General features: G+C 56.2%; 12 protein-coding genes. 6 read left to right on the forward strand and 6 right to left on the reverse strand.

Annotated elements, in window-relative coordinates; translation table 11 throughout:
• Positions 1-15 precede the first annotated feature (15 nt).
• The 5 genes from FHG12_RS16685 to FHG12_RS16705 form a co-directional block, all read right to left on the reverse strand.
• Entirely contained in the window at positions 16-2,316 is a 2,301-nt protein-coding gene (locus FHG12_RS16685) for a GH92 family glycosyl hydrolase (RefSeq protein ID WP_230471165.1), read from the reverse strand.
• 28 nt (positions 2,317-2,344) lie between these two features.
• Positions 2,345-3,877, reverse strand: a complete 1,533-nt coding sequence (locus tag FHG12_RS16690; RefSeq protein ID WP_139516807.1) for a glycoside hydrolase family 28 protein — start codon at positions 3,875-3,877, stop codon at positions 2,345-2,347.
• A 103-nt stretch (positions 3,878-3,980) separates the two neighbouring features.
• Entirely contained in the window at positions 3,981-5,501 is a 1,521-nt protein-coding gene (locus FHG12_RS16695) for a RagB/SusD family nutrient uptake outer membrane protein (protein WP_139516808.1), read from the reverse strand.
• Between the two features lie 19 nt (positions 5,502-5,520).
• Positions 5,521-9,027 carry a SusC/RagA family TonB-linked outer membrane protein gene (locus FHG12_RS16700; RefSeq protein WP_139516809.1) on the reverse strand — a complete coding sequence of 1,169 codons (3,507 nt, stop codon included), beginning with the start codon at positions 9,025-9,027 and terminating at the stop codon, positions 5,521-5,523.
• A complete protein-coding gene (locus tag FHG12_RS16705) occupies positions 9,024-10,058 on the reverse strand; it encodes a FecR family protein (protein ID WP_139516810.1) in 1,035 nt (344 codons plus the stop codon). Before FHG12_RS16705 ends, FHG12_RS16700 begins: the two co-directional genes overlap by 4 nt.
• 296 nt (positions 10,059-10,354) lie before the next feature.
• Between FHG12_RS16705 and FHG12_RS16710 the strand changes: the two genes are divergently transcribed.
• A complete protein-coding gene (locus FHG12_RS16710; protein WP_230471166.1) occupies positions 10,355-10,942 on the forward strand; it encodes an RNA polymerase sigma-70 factor in 588 nt (195 codons plus the stop codon).
• Between the two features lie 77 nt (positions 10,943-11,019).
• Here the strand turns inward: FHG12_RS16710 and FHG12_RS16715 are convergent, their stop codons facing one another.
• On the reverse strand, positions 11,020-11,625 hold the full coding sequence (locus FHG12_RS16715; RefSeq protein ID WP_165699432.1) for an RNA polymerase sigma-70 factor: 606 nt from the start codon (positions 11,623-11,625) through the stop codon (positions 11,020-11,022).
• A 405-nt stretch (positions 11,626-12,030) separates the two neighbouring features.
• Between FHG12_RS16715 and FHG12_RS16720 the strand changes: the two genes are divergently transcribed.
• The 5 genes from FHG12_RS16720 (at position 12,031) to FHG12_RS16740 (ending at position 21,148) form a co-directional block, all read left to right on the forward strand.
• Positions 12,031-13,020: a FecR family protein gene (locus FHG12_RS16720; protein ID WP_139516813.1), complete on the forward strand. Its 990-nt coding sequence runs from the start codon at positions 12,031-12,033 to the stop codon at positions 13,018-13,020.
• 25 nt (positions 13,021-13,045) lie between these two features.
• A complete protein-coding gene (locus FHG12_RS16725; protein ID WP_139516814.1) occupies positions 13,046-16,480 on the forward strand; it encodes a SusC/RagA family TonB-linked outer membrane protein in 3,435 nt (1,144 codons plus the stop codon).
• Positions 16,481-16,507: 27 nt separating this feature from the next.
• Positions 16,508-18,259 (forward strand): RagB/SusD family nutrient uptake outer membrane protein, encoded by a 1,752-nt coding sequence (locus FHG12_RS16730; protein ID WP_139516815.1) that lies wholly within the window; start codon positions 16,508-16,510, stop codon positions 18,257-18,259.
• A gap of 341 nt (positions 18,260-18,600) precedes the next feature.
• Complete coding sequence (locus FHG12_RS16735; RefSeq protein ID WP_139516816.1) at positions 18,601-19,611, forward strand: GntR family transcriptional regulator; 1,011 nt, start codon at positions 18,601-18,603, stop codon at positions 19,609-19,611.
• 202 nt (positions 19,612-19,813) lie between these two features.
• Positions 19,814-21,148 carry an FGGY family carbohydrate kinase gene (locus FHG12_RS16740; RefSeq protein WP_165699434.1) on the forward strand — a complete coding sequence of 445 codons (1,335 nt, stop codon included), beginning with the start codon at positions 19,814-19,816 and terminating at the stop codon, positions 21,146-21,148.
• The last annotated feature ends 287 nt before the right edge of the window (positions 21,149-21,435 follow it).

Here is a 21,435-nt window from a genome sequence, read left to right on the forward strand (position 1 = left end):
GGTTAGTTGATGGGGTTACTTGCCAGATGATTGGGATAGCCGAGGTGGTGGTGGTTGAATCCAGCTTGTGACGGGTGCCATCTGTAAGTCCAGTTCGAGCCGTCCTCCTTTGGTTAACTCGGCATGGCGCAGATAGCTGTAAGGGTGTTTCTTGCCGTTCCACTTCACCCCGGCGATATACATCGCTTCCGGACTAGCTTTTTTCGCAATGATTTCCAGGGCCTTGCCACCCGGTAGCTGCACGGTAGCGCGGTCGAATAGCGGGGCGCACAATTGGTACTCATCGGAAGCCGGGTTGAGCGGGTAGAGGCCGAGGGAGGCAAACACGTACCAGGCCGACATCTGCCCCGCGTCGTCGTTGCCGCTCAGGCCACCCGGGCCGTCCGTGTACTCTTCGGCCAAGATGCGGCGCACAGCCCGTTGGGTTTTCCAGGGCGCGGCCGTGTAGTTGTACATGAATGGGATCTGGTGGCCGGGTTCGTTGCCGTGCCAATACTCCCCGCGGGCAAACAAGCTATCGAGCTTCGCTTCCAGCTGGGCGGGGCCGCCCATCAGTTGAGCCAGGCCTGGCACATCGTGGGGCACATAGAAGGTGTACTGCCGGGGCGTGCCTTCCGTGATGTAGAACTCGCGTACATCGGGCCGGAAAGGCGCGTACCAGCGGCCGTCGGCGTAGCGGCCTCTTGCCAATCCGGTAGCCGGGTCGATGATGTGGCGGTAAGCCTGCGAGCGTTTGAGCAACGCCTGGTAATCAGCTGTTTTGCCCAGACCTTTCGCGACCTGGGCCAAGGCGTAATCGTCAAAGCCGTATTCCAGCGTGCGGCTCACCTGCTCCATTTTGTGGAAGGCGTCCTTCACGCTATCTTCCAGGGGCACGAAGCCGTATTTCAGGTAGGAGGGCAGGGCCCGGCGGCCTTTGCCGTCAAGATATTCTTGTTGTGTAGGCTGGTCAAAGGCATTGCGGCGCATCAGGCGGTAGGCCTCCTGCACGTCGTAGTCGCGGATGCCCCGCACGTACGCGGAAGCGATAAAGGCCGTGCCGTGGTCGCCGATCATGGCTGCTGTGTAACTGTTCCAGCACGGAAAAATGGGGAGCCAGCCGCCCTGCTGACCTTTTAGGATCATCGACTGCACCAGGTCGTTCGCCAGCCGGGGTTGCAGCAATTCCAGCAGCGGCAACTGCGCCCGGTAGATGTCCCACATCGAAAAATCGTCGTAGTAGTTTCCTTTCGCCACCTTCAGGCGTTGGGCATTGCCCGCGAAGGCCGGGTAGGTGCCGTCCACGTCGTTGAACAGCCGGGGCTGCTGGAGGCTGTGGTAGAGAGCGGTATAGAAAATGCGTTTGTCCTGCTCTTTGGAGGTTTCTACCCGAATCTGCGCCAGGGCTTTTTGCCAGGCCGCGTGGTTCTGCGCGACCAGAGTTTGAAAATCCCAGTTGGGTACTTCGGCCGCCAGGTTTCGGCGGGCGCCTTCGAGGCTGCTGAAGGACGTGCCCACGCGCAGGCGCAGCGTCTCGCCCCGACGTACTTTACAGCCGAGAAAAGCCCCAATATCTTTTTGGTTTTGAATGCTAATCGCTGTGGAGGCGTGGTTACCGCTATAGGTGCCGGCGCGGCTGCCCAGCCGCTCCAGCTGCACCACGAAGTAGCCGCTGAACCCCGCTGGTTGTCCCCAGCCCTGGTAAATGCGGTGCACGGGGTTAAAGCCCCATACTTCGCCTTTTTGCGCGTCTACCTGAACGAAGCCCTGACCCTGGTCGCTGTTGGGCGTGATGAGCACGTACAGACTGTCGTCTTGGGCCGCCACAATCTGCATCAGCCCGCACCGGGCCGTGGCCGTCAGCTCCACGCTGAGTTGGTACTGGGGCAGGGCTACTTTATAGTAAGCCGGCGTGGCGGTTTCCGTGCGGTGCGAAAAAGACGTGGCGTACGCCTGGGCCGAGGTTTTTAGCTTCCCCGTGAGCGGCATGATCGTCAGGCTGCCGTAGTCCTGGGTGCAGGAGCCACTCAGCCAGTGACTGGCCCGAAAGCCAGTTAAAAGCGTATCGGCATAGTAGTAGGGCGCTACACACTTGGTTTCGGTAAGTCGCGTTTGAGGCGTCCATTGCGTCATCCCAAAGGGCACGCCCACGGCCGGAAAGGTATTCGCCAGGTGCTCGGTCGTGCTGTGTCCGTGCTTGGTAGAAGAGGCCGTAGTGCTGGGTGCCGAGCCCGATAAGGACTGCACGTAGTGCACTACATCGGAGCCCTGCCCATGACTGGGCACAGCTAGCAGGCCAAATAGGCTGACCAATAGAAATACGCCGCTGATTTTCAAAGTATTGAGCGTGTCAGAAGAGAGAAAACTACGGCGCTACCTGCTTCTGTTGGCCGCGCACCAGAATGGCTTGCGGCTTATCACCAGGCACGCTCACTTGCTTAAAGATCGGGCCTGGCACGTCGTGGAGCACGATGGTAGGCTGAACGGGTGACTTTGGCACTGTAACCTGTTGCAAGGCAAGCTTTTGTACGTCGTCAAAAACGAAGGCGGGCCGGTAGTCGGCCCCGTTGAGGCTGACGCGCACGTTCTTGAGCGTAAGGCCCTGGGCGTGGCGCACGTAGAAGCCATAAGCCGGCAGTTCGCCGAACATCGAAAACTCGGGGTAGTTGGGCGTGCGCTCGGGCACCGCGGCCAGCGAATCGAGGCTGGCGTAGGCTAGCGTCTTGCTGTTGCCGCCTTCGTAGGTGATGTCGATGTTTTCCAGCGTTACGTCCTGCACCGGGTGCCCAGGCAGGCCCGTAATGGACGAAGGATTAACGTTGTGCGGCTCCTTAAACACCGGCCCTTCGATTTCGTAGCCTTTGTCGGGTTTGCCGGCAGGCACCTGCACTTTCACGTTGCCAATGTACACGCGGCGCAACGTGCCAGGCGCCTCGCCCTTGCGGTGGCCCAGGCGCAGGAAAATGGCGTTGCCCGTGTTTTTGGCGGTAACGTTTTGAATATCAATATCTTCTAAAAAGGCTCCATCCACGGTTTCCAGCGCAATGGCTGAGCGGAAGGTGTCGTACACGGTCAGGCCGCGCACGGTAATGTTGCGAAAGCCGCCCAGTGAGCCCGTGCCCAGCTTGAAGGCACTCGCGCTGGAGCGAACGGTGCAGTTGGTCACGGTAATGTTGTCGCAACTCGCTTTCGGATTTTCCGATTTCAGGCAGATGCCGTCGTCGGCCGCGTTGAAGAAGCTGTTGCTGAGCTTTACATTCTTGCAATCCACGAAGTCAATGCCGTCGTTGTTCCAGTAGGCGGTGCTTTCCACCCGAATGCTGTCGACCACCACGTCGGTGCATTCCCGGTAGGCTTGCACCCAGCAGGCGGCATCCTTAAGCGTGACGCCGGTCACGCGCACTTGCCGGCAGCCTGTGAGCATGAGCAGCTGCGGACGGTTTTTCTCGGTGGGGCGTTTTGCTTTCCACTCGGGGTCGTCGAGCACGCCCGCCCGCAGTTGCACCAGCAGGTCCTGCACCAGTTCTCGCCCGCGTCCGTCGATGGTGCCTTGGCCGGTAATGGCCACGTTCTGCTGGTTTTGGGCGGTAACGAGCGAAGCCGCCACGGTGCCGTAGTCGAGACGGCGGGTGCTGCCGAGCAGCGTGGCGCCTTTAACCAGGTGCAGCTCGACGCCTGACTTGAGCACCAGCGGTCCGGTAACAAACTTACCTGCGGGCACTATTACGCGGCCTCCGCCTTGCCTCGAAACTTCCTCAATGGCTTTCTGGATAGCGGCCGTGCTGTTGGTTTGGCCATCACCCTTGGCTCCGTAAGCAGTGATGGTAAGCGTCTTTCTTTGCCCAAATGCACAGATATGAACTAGCAAAGTAATGATAAGCAACGACTTGCGTAGCATACAGACGGGGTGAGAAGGCTAGGAAGAAAAAGTAGCGCAGCGGGTAGATTGCCTGCTGCGCTACCAAATTTTAAATGGACCTCGTGGCTACTTGTAAAGCCGTTTAGTACCCCGGGTTCTGTTCGTACAAACCAGGAACGACAGTTAGCTCAGTCTGGGGAACGGGGTAAATAATGTTGTTGGGCGTCGCTTGGCTCATGCGATGCTTCACGTCGTCGATGGCGCTCCACGCATTTACCGTGGTGATGGCCATGCCTTCGCGTACTAGGTCATGCCAGCGCGTGCCTTCGCCGGCAAACTCGCGGCGCCGCTCCTCCATCAATTGGGGCAGCGTTACGTTGGTTACAGTGCCAGTAAGGCCGGCACGGGCGCGCACCTGGTTGACGATGGCATCCACTTGGGCTTGGGTACCACCGGCTCCGTGCAGGATGCATTCGGCCCGCATCATCAGCACGTCGGTGTAGCGGAAGACGATGAAATTGATGGGCCAGTCGAAGCGGTTAACGCCCCGCAGGCTTGGGTTTAGGTACTTCGTGATCGTGGGGCGCGTTTCGTTAAAGCCCGTGATACTGGTGTAGCTCAGGGTGAAGTTGAACGCCTTACGCAGGTCACCAGCTGGGTACGAACTCACCAAGTTGTTGGACGCAAAGCGGGCGTCGGGCGAACCGGAAGAGTACGGGATTTTCAAGGCGGTAAACAAGTCATCCGAAACGATCTGACCGGGGTAGGTAGCACCTAGGTTCTGGCCACCGCTCACGTACTGCACGTCGAAGATCACTTCGGCGTTGTTCTCGTTCGTATACGAGAAAATATCCGAGTATTTGGGTAGCAAGGAGTACTTATTGCTGGCGATCACTTCGTTTAGGAGCGTGGCGGCCTGGGCGTACTCATTGGTAGCCAAGCCCGGTCCTTCTACCCCGTACGTAGGGCCCGAGCGGGTCATGTACACCAGAGCGAGCAGGGTTTTGGCGGCTCCCGACGTAGCCCGGAATACATTGGTGCTGCCCGTATAAGACACCGGCAGGTTGGCTACGGCCGTTTGCAGGTCCGCGATGATGAGCTTATAGACGTCGGCAACGGGGCTGCGCGGCACCTGCGACGCTTCGGCCGCCCCCAAAGGTTTATCGATCACCGGCACTTTGCCAAAGTAGCGTACCAAGTCGAAGTAGAAGAACGCCCGCAGAAACTTGGCTTCGGCCTCGTAGCGCTTCTGGGTGTCCGCGTCGACGATGCCACCGTTGGTAGCGAGCTTGTCCAGAAAGCTATTCGCCCGAAAAATGGAGGCATAGTTTGTAGTCCAAGCCTCGGCGATGTAGGAATTCGAGGCCAGGGTCGTCGCAAAGTTGTTGATGGGTTCCCAGTCCCGTACGCCGGGGATATCGCTCACCGCGTACAGATTATCCGAGCGGGTTTCGGATAGGTTGTAGAGTCGGTCAGGGTAACCCCCCGCCTGCGAAAAGCGCAGGGCAGCGTATACGGAAACCAGGGCTTGGTTGTAGTCGTCGGGGTTTTTGTAGAAGGTCGGAACCGAGCCACTGGAAATCGGCACCTGGGTCAGGTCCTTTTCACAGCTGCTGAACACCAGCAGACCAAGGCTGAGAAAGAGGGTAGTTATCTTTTTCATGGGATGAGTTGCAGCAAGATTAAAAAGTGAGGTTCAGGCCCAGGGTCAGGGTCTTAGCCAGCGGGAGCCCGCCGTAATCCACGCCAATGGGGAAGCTGGAGTCACCGCCATTTGTGTTCACCGATTCTGGGTTGTAACCGCCGTAGTATTTGTCGTGGCCGAAGTAGTTTTCAGCCGACACGTAGATGCGCACCCCTTGGGCGACACTCTTCTTAATGAGCAGTCCTAAGTCGTAGCCCAAAGTGATCTGCCGCACGCGGTAATAATCGGACGAGTACAGCCAGTCGGTCGTCTTGGTATAGCCAAACGTCGAATACGCCTTGCCGCGCTCACCAGCACCGGGGTTATCGGCTGAGCGCCACCGGTCACGGTTTAGGCCCAAAATGTTTTCGCTATAGGTGGTACCCGTGCGGTCAACGGCCCGGCCAAACAGCGAGTAGATGGAGCCGCCCTGCTGCCCCTGCACCAGCACAGTCAGGTCGAAGCCCTTGTACCGGAAATTGTTCGTAACGCCCCAGGTGTATTTCGGGCTGGGCTGCCCTACGATCTGGCGGTCGTTGGCGTCAATCTTGCCATCGCCGTTGGCATCTTGGTACTTCGCGTCGCCTGCGCTTTCGGTGCCGAACCGGGCTACTTTGTTGTCAATGTCGGCTTGGCTCAGAATGCCAATCGTTTTGATCGCGTAGATGGCGTACAGCGGTTGCCCAACCTGCAGAATGTTGTTCTGAATGTCCCAGCCCGAGCTGACGAGGATGGGCGCATCGTTCGGCCCTAGGTGTACGACCCGGTTCCGGTTGTGACTGACGTTGATCCCTGTGCTCCACTGAAACTTGCCGATGAGGTTGTGGCTGTTGATTTCCACTTCCCAGCCCTTGTTGAGCACTTCGCCAATGTTGGTGAGTTGCGTGGCAAACCCGGCCGTGGCCGGCACCGGCACGTTCAGCAGCAGGTCGCGGCTGGTTTTGGTGTAGTAGTCCAGCGAGCCCGTTACCCGGTTGTTGATCAGGCCAAAATCGACGCCAAAGTCTACCGTGCGGGAGCGTTCCCACTTCAGGTTGGGGTTGTTGATGCGGTTGGGGGCTTGCCCCGGTATCAGCGTGCCGCCCGAAGAGTAGGTGAACACGCCGAGCGTAGCAATGCTGCTGTAGTCGCCGATGCCGTTGTTACCCGACAGGCCAATGCTGGCGCGCAGCTTCAGGTCGCTCAGCACGTCTTGCTTAGGCATAAATTTCTCTTGCGAGACGCGCCAGCCTACGGATGCAGCTGGGAAAACGCCATACTTGTCGTTCTCACCAAATCGGGACGAGCCATCGCGCCGGATACTGCCCGAAAAGAGGTATTTCCCTTCGTAGGAGTATTGCAAGCGCCCGAATGTGGAAATCAGCACGTTGCGGGTTTCCGTCGTGTAGTTGTCGGTGGTGCCGCTAACCGTGGTCGCGCCGTTGATGGTCGTGACGGCATTGTTAATAAACCCGTTGGCCGCCGTCAGGCGTTGCCCGTCAATCTTAGTCGTGTTGTAGGAGTAGCCGGCCAGGAAGGTGAAGTCGTGCTTCTCCCGAAACAGCTTGTTGTACGACAAGGTGTTTTCGTTCACAAACGTCAGCTTCTTATAGCCGTCGTAGTAGCCGGAGGCCTGGCGGCTGCCGACGCTGCCGCTGACAAAGGCTGGCCGGTAGTTTTTGGTGTTGCCATCCGTGTTGTCGAGATTCAGCGTCGAGCGCAGGTTCAGGCCCGGCAACAGTTGGTAGTCGGCGTAAAGGGTGCTCAGGGTGCGGAAGCTTCGGGTGTCGCCTGTGGTATTCTCCAAACCCCGAATCGGGCTGGGGCGGCCGCCCCAAGTGTAGGGGAGAATGTTGCCCGTATTGGCATCCAAACCGGCCGAGGCTTCCGCTACCGGAATGTTGAACGTGAGGTATTGCAGCTGATTATCCTTGCCTTCGATGCCGGGGTCATGGGTGATGGAATACGAAGGCGACAAGTTCAGGCCGAGCTTGAGCTTAGGCGTTACCTTCACTTCCACGTTGGCCCGCGCCGAGTAGCGCTTATATCCCAAGCCAATCATGATGCCGTCTTGTTTAAGATAATCGCCTGATATATAATAGTTTACGAAATCAGTCGAGCCACTGGCTCCGATCTGGTAGTTTTGGGCCACCCCTTTCTTAAAGGCCTCTTTTTGCCAGTCGATATAAGTTAACCCCGGATGCCCAGGCTGGGTCCAGCGCTCATCGATCATCAGGTTGGGATTGATGGTAGTATTGCCCAGAATAGCTTGCCGTTGGGCAGTGGTCTGGCTGGCCGTACGGCCCGGCCCGGAGGATACCCAGGAGGCGTTGATGATCTCAATGGCCCGGTCGACCCACTCATCTGCGCTGAGCATGTCCAGCCCCCGCACTTTCTCGCTCACGCCCACGTAGCTGTTGACTGTGAACTGGGGCTTGCCGGACTTGCCTTTCTTCGTGGTGATGATGACCACCCCGTTAGCGGCCCGCGAACCGTAAATGGCCGCTGCTGCCGCGTCTTTCAAGACCTCAATCTTCTCAATATCATTGGGGTTGATGTTGTCCAGGGGACTACCCGCCCCGAAGCGGCCCGCGGCATTCTGGGAGGTGGACTCCAGCGGAAAGCCATCGATTACGTAGAGCGGCTCGTTGTTGGCCGTGATGGAGCCGGAGCCGCGTACCTGCACCGAAAAGCCTTGACCGGGCACCCCGGTTGTTTGCTTCACCTGCACACCCGCCAACTGCCCTACCAGCGCCTGGTCGACCCGGGCGATGGGTCGTTCGTTAAGCGCCTTCGCATCGAATGAGGCGATGGCGCCCGTTACGTCGCCCTTTTTCTGGGTGCCGTAGCCGACGACAACGACTTCATCCAACGTCTTGCGGTCTTCGGCGAGCGTAATCGTCAGGGCCGAAGTGGCCCCTTGCACCGCGATTTCCTGCTTAAGGAAACCCACAGCGCTGACAACCAAGGTACTGTTCTCGGGCACGCTCAGCGAGAATTCACCGTTGCCGCCGGTGCTGGCACCTATAACCGTGCCTTTCACAATGATCGTGACGCCCGGCAAGGCTTCCCCATTCGATTGCACCACCCGACCCGAGACGGTCACGTCCTGTAAAGTGGCAACGTTTGCGGCCAGGCCTTCGAGGGATGGTTCTGTTGTAGTGCTATTATCAGGCGTGATAATGTAGTTGTTCGCGTGTAGCTTTTTAAAGCGTAGTCCTACTTGGGGTAGTACCGTAGCAAGCTTGTCTTCCAGCGTACCTACATTTTCTTGTGGCGCAACGCGCTTGTCGCCGACCAAGTCGCTGTCGTAGGCAATGATGGTGTTGTACTGTTTTTCCCAGTGCTTGAGCAGCTGCTTAAGCGGTACTGCTCCGGCGGAAGCCGATCGTTGCGGATAGTGCTGTACCGAAGCCATCGCTTGTGCTACGACTTGGGCACTAGACGAATAGAGCAGCAGCGCTCCGGTGAGCAGCAGGGGAGCGCGCAAAGGAAGTTTGCCAGATTGAGTAGGAGGTAGGCTCATAGCGTGGAAGGGGAAGAAGCGTTGTCCGATAAAACAAGTTGATTTTGATGCCGGGTTATCTGCAGATGAAAGGCCTCTGATAGGTTCTCACAAAGCACATCCAGGTTGCCCATGGGAAAAGTGCCGGTGAACCTGCGCTGATTGAGTGCTGCGCTTTTGATGATTACCTCTACGCCGTAAGTGTCTTCCAAGCGCGTAGCTACATCGGTGATCGTAGTAGCGTCAAAGACCATTTTATCAGCCGTCCAAGTAGCATAAGCAGTAGCCTGAACCTTTCGATGCACAATCGTTTGTGAAAGCGTATCAAAAGTTTGCAGCAATTCGCCAGGCTTTAGGGTCACAGCAGCTTTCTTCTGGTCAGCAAAGGCTACCCGTACCTTTCCGGAGAGCAGCACCACTCTGGCTTGTTCGTGTCGCCGGTAAACGGTGAACTTCGTGCCAAGTACTTCCACCTGAAAGCCAGCCGTGGTATGTACCACAAAGCGCTTGTTGTCAGGGAGATGCTTCACCGCAAAGAAGGCCTCGCCATCAAGCCATACCTCTCGAGGAGCTCGCTGACCGGGCGTTGCGGCGTAGCGCAACGTAGAATGGGCATTTAGCGTAACCTCCGAGCCATCGGGCAGGTGTACCAGTTGGGTGTGTCCGTAAGGCGAAGAGTAGCTGGCCGTTACGGGCTCCAGCAGTTGGTGCCGCTCGTACATAAACCAGCCGGCACTGCTTACTCCCACCAGAGCTGCCGCGGCGGCCCAGCGGTGCCAAGAGCTACCCTGTATAGAAGCGCTGCGTGAGGATGTTTCCAACCCCATACGGGCATGCAGACCTTCTCGCATGGCCGCATAATCGTAGGGACCCTCTTCATCGACCTGCTGCTCTTGTACGGCTAGAGCTTCGGCGTGTAAGTTCATCCAATAGTGGGCTACGAGCTCATTTTTGGGGTCAGCCAGCCATGCACGCACGGCGCGGGCCTCCTCCAACGAGGCTTTCCCCTGCACGTAGCGTATGCAAGCTTCGTATGTGATTTCGATGGGCATAGCGGTGGAATTGCTTCTCTCTGAGTAGTAAAAGCCACGAAGCGCCCAATACCCCAATGCTGGCGAAAAATATTTTTTTCAGCCCCCAAAATAGCTGGCTGAACCTTCCTTGCGGCAACGTTTATTTGGCAGCTGCAAGCTGTCGTCGGTGCAAAGTCGGTGCAAAATGGAGCCTTATAGTCGTAGCTGCTTCTTGCACGAGTTGGAGTACGCTTCGTAGATTTGAAGAGAATACCGACCTGATTTATATATATTTATCAACCCGCTACAAGCTTTCGCCTACTTATTGCCACCCCTTGAGAGTTGTACATGATTTCTCTGACCGTGTCTGCTTAGAACGCCTTAGAAAAGACGATGTTCAGGCATTCGACGTGCTGTTTGAGCAATATGCTCCAGCGCTGTGCCGGTTTGCGCATGGTTACTTAAAAAGCCACGCCGATGCGGAGGAGGTTGCACAAGATTGCTTTCTGAAGCTATGGGAGCGGCGGCATGAGTTCGATGACAACATTATCTTCAAAGCGTATCTCTACAAGTCCGCGTACCACGGCATTTTGAAGCAACTGCGCCGCCAGCAGTACTGGGTATTTGAAGAGTGTGATGAAGAGGTCTTGGTAGAAGAAACATGCCCTAGCCAATTGCTAGAGTACCAAGAATTAGAGCAGCTGTACCAAATAGCAGTAGCCCAATTGCCGTCGAGACGGCGCCAAATCTTTACCCTGAGCCGCCAGCAGGGCTTATCCTACGCCTCTATCGCGAAAGAAATGAACGTTTCCGTGAAGTGCGTAGAAAACCAGATGACCCATGCGTTGAGGTTTATGAAGCTGTATTTCCAAGCTCATGGGATGTCCTTGGCGCTGGTATTGATCCTCTTGTCAGCAACGTAACGACCCTCGGCTATTTCTAAAAAGCGCAACGGGTTGCTTTAAAATGCCCGGCCCGCGCACTAAGCAGGGTGACCAATTTACTTACGGCCAATCGTCGAAAGGAGCATGAGGACCATTGTAAGAATGGTACCATGCGATCGAAAGTAGCTACGCAAAAACTTCAGCGCGTGGGCCATCTGCGTTTCTACGCTTTTGACGGAAATGTTAAGTGTCTGGGCGATTTTGGTGTAAGATAGGCCTTCTTGCCGGCTCAGGGTAAAGATTTGGCGCCGTTTGGGCGGTAACTGCTCCAGAGCTGCCTTATATAACTTTTCAAGCTCCTGGTATTCGATGGAATCTATGGTCGAGGCTTCCGCGAATAATGTGTTGGGCGCAATATCCTCGAAGGCCCAGTACTGCTGGCGACGCAGTTGATTCAGAATGCCGTGGTAGGCGGCCTGGTAGAGGTAGCCTTTAAATATCGTGTTCTCCTCGAGTTGGTGGCGTCGCTGCCACAGCTTCAGAAAGCACTCCTGAACAATCTCTTCGGCCTCGGCATGGGACTTTAAATGCTGAAACGCAAAACGGCACAAGCCCGGCGCGAACTGCTGAAACAACAGGTCGAATGCCTGATCATCACCAGCCCGTAAACGGGCCAGGCAATCAGAGTCCGAGAATTCGCGTGCGACTTTCAAATGCAGCAAAGGGTGGGAAGGAGGCCGAATTTACTACCGATAAATATAAGGGAATAAAACGATTACTTTTTGCGCATCCCGGCAGTTTGGTAGGGCCAAATTCAGCACCGAACGCAATAGCGATCGACTTTTGATTGCTAGGTCTTTAGAGTAAAGATAGCTACATAAACACCTGATTATCATTGCTTTATCCTTTATTCGCAAGGGAAAATTCTCCGTGCGCCTGCCTCTGGAGTGATCAAGAGCATCGGCCGGCTACTTTCCGGAAAATCGCTGGAATACTTTCGCAACCACCTTTTTTTTGGGCATCTGTAAGCAGCTGATGCATCGGCATCGGCTGAGAATATTTTACCTTGGCTTCAGGGTGATAGCTAGTTCAAGTGTTTATCTGTTTGAAGCCCATTGTTTTTGCCGATGCCGACCGAAGTGAATTTTGAAGCCTACCTGCGTTACGTCCGGAGCGAATCAACGCCGGGCGAAGCGCGGGCTGTGCGAGCCTGGTTGGCGCAGCCAACAAATGCCTTTGTCGCTCAGCAATGGATGCAAGCCTATGCCGACATGCCCGAGCACGACACGGCCCTTGCGGACGACAGCCATGATTACGGGCAAATGCTGGCGCAATTACGGATGCAAGCCGGCTTGGCAACGCCCGCCTCGACCGACCAGCGTTGGTACCGCTGGGCAGCGGCGGCAGTGATAGCCGGAGTTCTGGCGGGGGGCGGCTGGTTGGTGCAGCGAAAGTTTACGGACCCCGGCGTAGCGTATGCTACCGCCTACGGCCAAACAAAAATCATACACCTGCCCGACGGCTCGGAAGTTACGCTAAATGCCCATTCTACCCTACGCCACGCATCGGCATGGGAGGCTTCCAAACCACGCGAGGTGTGGCTTGACGGCGAGGCCTTCTTTGCGGTGAAGCATCTGTCTGATAATAAGCGCTTTGTGGTACATACCACCGCTGGGCTGAACGTAGAAGTGCTCGGTACTACGTTTGACGTGTACCGCCGGCATCAGCAAGCGCGGGTAGTGCTTCTTTCGGGCAAGGTACTCGTCGACTTCGACGACCCGCAGCGCTCTGATGTCACGATGCACCCTGGTGAATTAGTGCAAGTACTTGACAAGCAAACGGATGTAATTAAGAAAGCAGTCAGCGATCCAAGCGATTATACCACATGGACGACAAACAGAATGGTGTTCGCAGAGACGCCGCTGGAAGAAGTGGCCACGCGTCTGCAAGACACTTATGGAGTAGAGGTTACTCTGCGTCAGGCAGAGTTAAAAAAGCGTAAATTCACCGGTGCGATTCCCGTTGGCGATGTCGATTTGCTTTGTCAGACTTTAGAGGAAACTCTACAGGTGAAGATTAAGCGGGAAGCCAACCGCATCGTGATTTCTGCGCCCTGAATCTGCCTTTCCCACAGTTTTGCCTATGACTGAAGTGCGTACTCGGCTTGGCGGCCGTTTGGTGCTGTATGCAGCCTTGCTTACAAGCCTGCTGCTGGCTCCGACATACGCAGCCGTCGCGCAACAGGGGCCGACAAAAGGCACAGCGCGGGAAGCCGAGCCGCTCAAGGTGCTGCTGGCCCGTTGGGAAAAGCAGTACAACAGCACCATTGCGTACGCCAGCGACCTGATAGGCGATAGGCAGGTGCTTGCCCCGGCGCCCAACGAGAGCAGCTTGGAGGAGAACCTGACCCGTCTGCTGCTGCCCTTGGGGCTTGATTTTAAAAAGCTCCGGCAAAACTACTACGTCATCAAACCCTTGCAGGCGCCAAAAATGGCAGTCACGAGCCTAACTCTGTCCATTTCTGGCAAAGTTATGCAGGCTAATGGGGAGCCGCTTCCCGGTGCGACGATCTTGGTAAAAGGCACATCCAACGGTGCCAGCACCGGCACCGACGGGCATTTTCAGGTTCAGGCCCAGGTGGGTAGCGTGCTGATAGTCAGCTCGGTTGGGTTTGTACGACAGGAGGTGCCCCTGGGCATGGCCGGTGAGCCGCTGCTGGTGGTGCTGGCCGAAGACAATCAGGCACTGAACGAGGTGGTGGTCATTGGGTATGGCCAGCAAAAACGGGCTACCGTTACCGGATCAATTTCTGTCATCGACACCACCGCGTTTCAAAGCCGGGTTTCGACTAACCCCTTAAGTGCCCTGCAGGGCATCGTGCCAGGGCTGGTAGTTGCGCGGACATCGGGGCGGCCGGGACAGGAAAACTGGGATTTTCGGGTTCGGGGGGCTTCTTCCATCAATTCTACCCCGCCGCTGGTAGTGGTGGATGGCGTGCCATACGGTGATAATTCGGCCCTGAATTCATTTAATCAGAACGACATCGCGAGCATCAGCATCCTGAAGGATGCTTCAGCAGCGATATACGGTTCGCGGGCAGCCAACGGGGTCATCCTGATCACCACGAAGCAGGGCAAGGCTGCTAAGCCCGTGGTGACCTATACGGGAACGTTTGCGCTGAAAACGGTGGGCCTGGGCCGTCGGTTTACCAATCTGCCGCAGTGGTATGAGATGTACAACGAGGCGCAGGTCAACAACAACAACCCCAACCACGTGTATAAAAGCTTAGAAGCCTATTACCTGAACCCACCCAACGATGTAGTAGTCCCGGGCCTGTTTAATACGGCAGATATCGGATTCTTTACCAACGACTTACAAAGCGCGCTGTACGGTACAGGCCGCACCTGGCTGCACAACGTGTCCGTGGCCGGGCGCGGTCCGCGGGTAGGTTATTACTCTTCGGCAGGCTACACCGATGACGGCAGCATTCTGCAGCTTGGCGACAACTTCAACAAAAAGTATAACGCGCGCATCAACCTCGACTTTCAGCCTACTGAAAAGCTGAAAATACTCAACCAACTCACGGCTGAGCGGCAAAACCGGGTAGAGCCATCCGCTTACAACACGTTGCTGAACACGCCGGGGGCGGTGCAGCCCGGTTACTCTTTCTACTCCCGCGATGGCTCCAAGCCTTACGGCTGGGGCATTGGCTATCAAAGCCCCCTGGCGTTGGCCCAAGAGGGGGGCAACCGGCAGCAGCAAGATACCCGACTTAGTGAGCAATTGCAGGGCGAATGGGCCCTTACCAAACACCTTACCCTCAACGGTTCGGTGGCCGTGCGCTACACCATTACCGGCATCAACACCCGGGTGAATCACATTGATTTCTTTAACTACGCCGGCGACAAGCTGGTAAACTCCTTTGGCAACGGCAACGATTTCAACTCCTTACGGCGCGAAAGCCAGGAGAGTGTGTACCAAAGCTACTACGTGAATGCCTTGTACCGCACCACCGTTGCCAAGCACCACAACCTAACGGCGATGGTGGGTACTTCGGAGGAGAAAAATGCCTACAACTCCTTCTGGGTCAAGGTAAATGACGTGCCCCGGGGGCTCGACAACATTGCCCAGGGCAAGCCGCTGCCCAACGCGGTAGATGCCCGGGGCGGCACCAAGTTGGCCTGGGCGCTGGTGTCATATTTTGGGCGGGCTACCTACGACTACCAAAATAAATACCTGCTGGAAGCCATCGCCCGTTATGATGGCTCCTCCAGCTTCACGGCCCTGAATAACCACCGCTGGAAGTTCTTTCCTGGCGTGTCGGCTGGCTGGGTGCTGACGGAGGAAAGCTGGCTAAAAGGCCAACGCCTGCTTGACCATGCCAAGCTGCGGGCCTCGTGGGGCGTGACCGGTAACCAAGCCGGAATCGGCATTTACGATTACGTCGCACTGGTCAACAACAACGCCGGCTCCTATCCGTTCGGCATCAACAATCCTGCTGGGGTGACGACAACCACCGTAGGCAACCTAGTTGCCCTGGACCGCACCTGGGAGCAGGTCGTGACAAAAAACCTGGGACTGGATTGGGCCCTGCTAAACCACAGACTGGAAGGCTCCGCGGACCTGTTCGCGAAGCGCAACCGGAACATGCTTATTCCGGTAACCTACCCGGTAACTTTGGGCGGCACCCCACCGCTTACCAACAACGGCGGCCTGGTTACGCGCGGTTGGGAGACCGCCTTAACCTGGACGGATAAGGTCGGCCAGCTTGGTTACAGCGTCACAGGAATCTTTAGCGACAACGACACGAGGTTGACGGAAGTAGGAGGCACCAACGCCATTACGCTGTCGGGGAGCACCAACAACCCTTCTAACCTGACCCAGAATATTCGCGGTTATCCGCTCAACAGCTACTACGGGTACGAGTACGACGGCATCATCCAAAACCAAGAGCAGCTCGATGCCTACAAAAAGACCTTCGCGGGCGGAGGGTTACCAGCCAACATTGGCATTGGTGATGTTCGGTATAAGGACCTGAATGGCGACGGCCGGCTCGATCAGGCGTTGGATGTTAAATATTTGGGTAATAACAACATACGGTATGCTTATTCGGGGCGGCTGACGCTGACGCTAAGGGGCTTCGATCTCTCGGCTTTGGTGCAGGGCGTGGGCCGCCGCGAGTTGTTTCGGCAGGGCTCCTATTTCCGGCCCATCATCAACACGAACCAGAACATCAATTCGTATTTCTACCACCGGACGTGGAGCCCGCAGCGGCCCAACGCCGCATATCCTCGTCTCACGGCCGACGCAGACGTGACAACTTATAACTACTTGGCCTCGGCGCTCACGATTCGAAATAACCGCTACACGCGGCTGAAAAACGTGGTGTTCGGCTACACCCTCTCGCCGGCAGTGCTGCGGATTGCGCGCCTGAGCAACGTGCGCGTGTACCTTACCGGCGAAAACCTGTGGGAGGTGGCTGGCATCAAGGATGGCTATGACCCGGAAGCCAGCGATGACCCGGATGCCCTACCTTTCTACCGATATTGGGCCTTTGGTATCACGGCTTCTTTTTAAAAGTTTATCTCCCTCGCAGTCGCCGCTATGAAGCTCTCGTGGTTCGCAAAATATGCTCTGCTGCTGGCCGCCCTGTGGCTGGGAACGGCGAGCTGCGTAAACGACTTGGATATCAGGCCGGAACAACAGCCCGCGGATGATGCCTGGTGGACGACTCCAGAACAGTTTCGGTCCGCTTCGGCTAGCTTTTACTTCTACTTGGCGGGCTTCAACCCCGCCCAGGATTTTCAGCAGCCCTATAATCTGGAGAACGACCAGTACTCTGACCTGGCGGTGTCAAAGGCGACGCTGACCACGTTCAGCCAAGGGGTGTATCTGCCCCAAAACGCAATGGCTTCCTGGACCCGGGCCTATGCGCAACTGCGCAACATCAACAACCTGCTGGAGAAAGCCCAAGCCTACCAAGGAGACGCTACTGACATTCAACAGGCGGTAGGCGAGGCCTACTTTTTTCGGGCCTACGTGTACTTCCGCCTGTTGTTTTACTACGGCCGCGTGCCGCTGATTACCAGCACGCTTACTACCGACTCACCCGTGCTGTTCGGGCCACGGGCTAGCCGTGAGGCAACGGTCGAACTGATTCTCGGTGACCTTACTAAGGCCGCCGATAAGCTGGGCGCGGAAAGCGCCATGGGCGCTAATGACGCCGGCCGGGTAGGCCGGCTCGGAGCACTGGCCTTCCGGAGTCGGGTGTGTTTGTATGAAGGCACTTGGCAGAAGTTTCGCGGCAATGCCGCTCGGGCCAACCTGCTGCTCGATCAAGCCATGGAGGCTGCCGACCAGGTGATCAGCAGCAACCAGTACCGATTGTTCACGCCGCTGGCTGACTCGAGCTACAAGTACTTGTTCATCCTGGAAAACCAGCGTTCGAATCCCGGGGGCTATACCAAAGCCGACAACCACGAATACATCCTGGCGAACCGCTATGATTACTCGGTGCGCCAACTGGGGTATAACCTATCACAGGCGACACCCGGAGCACCCACTCAAAAGCTGGCCAGCCTTTATTTGTGTACTGATGGGCTGCCCGTTAACCGCTCGCCTTTATTTCGCGGCTACGCCACCAAAACCACGGAATTTGCGAACCGCGAACCGCGGTTGCGCAACACCATTCGCATCCCGGGCCACCGCTACTGGGATCATGGTTCTGGCAATGGCCGTTATGCCCTCGACGGCAGCCTCACTGGCAACGCCGGGCTCTTGTATATGCCGGTGCCCAACGTAACCCCCACGGGATACACAAACAACAAATTCTGCACGGAACGCGCCATCATCTCCAACCAGGAAGGGTACGACTTTCCCGTAATTCGCTACGCGGAAGTGCTGCTGAACTATGCCGAAGCGGTGTTTGAGCGGCAAGGCGCCATCAGCGATGCGGCGCTGAACCGCTCGCTTAACGTGTTGCGTACCAGTCCACGGGTTGGCTTACCGGCCCTTACCAACGGCTTTGTGGCGGCCTATGGGCTTGACATGCGCACGGAAATTCGGCGTGAGCGCACGGTGGAGCTTGCCTTCGAAGGATTTCGCTTTTTTGACCTCTTCCGTTGGAAAACAGCCGAAACGGAGATTCCTCAATCGTTGCTGGGGATAAAAATTAACGGCACGGAGTACGCCACCGATCCGAGTTGGCAGGGCTACGCCTCGCGGCTGGAAAATGGGTTTCTGGTAGCCGACCCGGCCGCCGGGCGGCGCTTTGATCCCAGCCGCAACTACCAGCTGCCGCTGCCTTTGGGCGAGCTGATTGTTAACCCGCAGCTCGAACAAAATCCGGGCTGGTAATTATCACGGGCGGTAGTAAGTTGATTTACTTTTTTATAATATACTGATGTACAAGGCATTATATAAAGCTATGCGTTAGGGCTTGTTGCCGTGCCAAGTCAGGCGAGGCGTAGATTTTGCTCATAAAGCGCAGTTGGCAAGGAAGAAGGTAGCAGGGGCTGAAAATATTTTTTCAGGTGACTTCAGGGTAGTGACCGGGTGGGGTGTTCTACTAAGTGAGGGTGCACTTACTCAATAGAATACGTGGGCCTTTCTCGACGCCTTACTTCCTGTTCACTCCCACCCAGTTCGAAAGTAGTTTTTGGCCCAGCCCTAACCTGCTTCGACGGTGCCCCTTGCTTATGTACAAGTTGAAGTTCAACCCAACTGACAAAGTCCCGAAGGTCAAGCAGATCGTGCAGTCCGTGGTCGCGGATATTGAGCGCGGCGTCCTGAAAAACGGCTGTCAGCTGCCTTCCATCAGCGAGCTCAGCGAGCAGTACTACGTTGCCCGCGACACCGTGGAGCGTGCCTACCGCGAATTGCGGGAGCGTGGCTTTATCACGTCGGTGCAGGGCAAAGGCTACTATATTCAGTCGAAGGGAGAAGCAAAATGCAAGATTCTGCTCCTTTTCAACGAGATGAGTTCGTACAAGAAGCTCGTGTACTACGCTTTTATCGAGGCGCTGAAAGGGCATGCCACCGTCGATATTCAGATTTACCATTACGACGCGGTCATCTTCAAGGAAATAATCGAGAAGAACCTCGGCCGGTACAATTACTACGTCGTGATGCCGCATTTTGCTCTGGGTACCAACAAAGCCGATTATCTGGAGGCGCTGAACGAAATTCCGGCGGAAGAACTGGTGCTGTTGGATAAAGATATGCCTGACCTCCACACCGACTGCTTGCGGGTATTCCAGGACTTCGAGAAAGACCTGTACTGTGCCTTGCAGGGCCTGAACGACTTGTTGGCGAAGTACCACCGCTTGGTGCTTATACTGCCTTCGGATGGCAATTACCCACAAGAAATTGCCCTGGGTTTTCGCTGCTACTGCATTCAGAACAACAAGGAGTTCTGCATCAAGGAGACCGCAACCGATGAAGCGCCGCGGGAAGGCACGGGGTATGTCATCATCCGGGAAACGGACTTAGTGGAGCTGGTGAAGAAAATTCGCCAGTCGTACCTGTTGCTGGGGCGTGATATCGGGGTGGTAACTTTCAATGAAACGCCCCTGAAAGACCTGCTGGACATCACGGTGATTACCACCGAGTTTGAAGAAATGGGCCGCACTGCCGCTACTATGCTCCTCAACAAGCAGCGGACCCGCGTCAAAAACCCGTTCACGACCATTCGGCGGCGCTCTTTATAAAACCGGAATCGTCAGTAGAGTTCAGAAAGGTTTTCGGATGGCACCCTTCTACTTTTGGTTCGTGGCAGCGAGTACGTGGTTTCAACTACCTGCTCCATGCGGGTGGCAAATCCTGGATCGCTGCCTTGCGGACGTCGTTTTGGCGTCCGCCAACCTCCTTGGTAGTACGCGGACTATGCGGAGCCGCACCACATCCTTTGCGATGAAAAAGAAGTCCATCTACGCTGTTTTCGATATTGGCCAGACGAACAAGAAGCTGATCCTGTTTGACGAAAACCGACAGATCATCGATGAACACCAGCACGTCTGCACTGATGCCCAGGACGAAGACGGCTACCCGTGCGAAGACCTGCCGCGCCTGACGCAATGGGTGCGTACGCATTGGCAGATGCTGCGCCAACATCCATTTTACCGGGTAAAAGGCGTCAACTTTACCGCTTACGGCGCTGGCTTAGTCTATCTCGACCAGAGCGGCCAGCCCTTTTTGCCCTTGTACAGTTACCTGCGGCCGTTTCCGGCAGAATACGCAGCGCAGTTTTATGCCTCGCTGGGCCAATCGCGCGAAGAGTTTGCGCAGGTCACACGTTCGCCCCAGCTGGGAATGCTGCACGCGGGCATGCAGCTCTACTGGCTAAAATATGCCCGGCCCGAGCAGTATGACCGCGTACATACGGCCCTGTATCTACCGCATTACCTTTCGTATCTAATCACAGGTCAAGTATTTAGCGATTATTCATCCGTGGGTTGCCACACGGCACTCTGGGACTTCACCCGCAACACGTACCACGACTGGGTGCTGCGGGAAGGCTTCGACGAGAAGCTGGCTCCCCTGATTAACGATTCAGTGGCCACCGTAGAAGATGGCATCCTGATCGGGGTGGGCATGGAAGACAGCTCGGCGGCGGTGATGTCGTACATGTTCGAGAACCGGAAGCGGCCCTTTGTATTCGTTTCCACGGGTACGTGGTCTGTTACGTTCAATCCCTTTAACAAACAGCCGCTGACGCCGGAACTCTTGCAGCGCAACTGCGTGAATTACTTGTCGCCGCGGGGCGAGCCAACGGTAGCCGCGCGTTTGTTTATAGGCCGGGAGCACGATTACCAAGTACAGCGCATTGCCGAGTACTTTCACACCAAGCCCGACTTCTACCGCTCGCTGCTGCTGGCTCGGCCCACTGAGCAGTTGGTTTCCGAGTTTGAGCCAACCTGGATGTTGGATTCCGGGCAAACGGTCGAACCGGCTTGCGCCGCGTGGCCACTGGTCGGTTTTAATACGGCGACGGATGCCTATCAACATTTGATGCACCACTTAGTCCGTCGCCTGAAACAGTCCATCGATCTGGTTCGGCAGGACGAAGACACTCTTTTCGTCGACGGCGGCTTCGCCCGTAATCCTGTCTTTATGCAGATGTTACAGCGTCATTATCCTGCCGTCGAAGTTCGCACCCCGGAGGTGCCGCAGGCGACAGCTCTCGGCGCACTGATTCACCTAGAACAGGGCGAAGCCCAGAAGAAAACGGAGGCCTTATTTGCTTAGCGAAGTCTTGATTTCAGTACAACACACAGCCATGATCCTGAACCTTTGTTGATGTAAGATTTGTTGGAATAATTATATTATTCAGACTTGATGCTATTGCGCTAAGTGCTGAGCCTATAACCAAGCCGCCAATTGTGGTTTTGGACTTTGGGGTCGGGCGCATGTGTGCGCAATTGTTACCAAGGGTTGCTTTTTCGGGTTGGGGTTCCCGGTGTATATAGTATATAAGTAAGAAATATTTATCCCTTCAGGAGGGTTCAGGAGGGCGCAAGGGTAGGGGCAAGCAT

It is taken from the genome of Hymenobacter jejuensis (assembly GCF_006337165.1).
In the GTDB taxonomy this organism is placed as follows: domain Bacteria; phylum Bacteroidota; class Bacteroidia; order Cytophagales; family Hymenobacteraceae; genus Hymenobacter; species Hymenobacter jejuensis.

Coding starts and splice junctions, on each gene's coding strand:
- FHG12_RS16700 (WP_139516809.1), bottom strand. CDS start 9,027: ATGAGCCTACCTCCTACTCAATCTGGCAAACTTCCTTTGCGCGCTCCC.
- FHG12_RS16705 (WP_139516810.1), bottom strand. CDS start 10,058: ATGCCCATCGAAATCACATACGAAGCTTGCATACGCTACGTGCAGGGG.
- FHG12_RS16690 (WP_139516807.1), bottom strand. CDS start 3,877: ATGCTACGCAAGTCGTTGCTTATCATTACTTTGCTAGTTCATATCTGT.
- FHG12_RS16735 (WP_139516816.1), top strand. CDS start 18,601: ATGTACAAGTTGAAGTTCAACCCAACTGACAAAGTCCCGAAGGTCAAG.
- FHG12_RS16725 (WP_139516814.1), top strand. CDS start 13,046: ATGACTGAAGTGCGTACTCGGCTTGGCGGCCGTTTGGTGCTGTATGCA.
- FHG12_RS16740 (WP_165699434.1), top strand. CDS start 19,814: ATGAAAAAGAAGTCCATCTACGCTGTTTTCGATATTGGCCAGACGAAC.
- FHG12_RS16730 (WP_139516815.1), top strand. CDS start 16,508: ATGAAGCTCTCGTGGTTCGCAAAATATGCTCTGCTGCTGGCCGCCCTG.
- FHG12_RS16695 (WP_139516808.1), bottom strand. CDS start 5,501: ATGAAAAAGATAACTACCCTCTTTCTCAGCCTTGGTCTGCTGGTGTTC.
- FHG12_RS16720 (WP_139516813.1), top strand. CDS start 12,031: ATGCCGACCGAAGTGAATTTTGAAGCCTACCTGCGTTACGTCCGGAGC.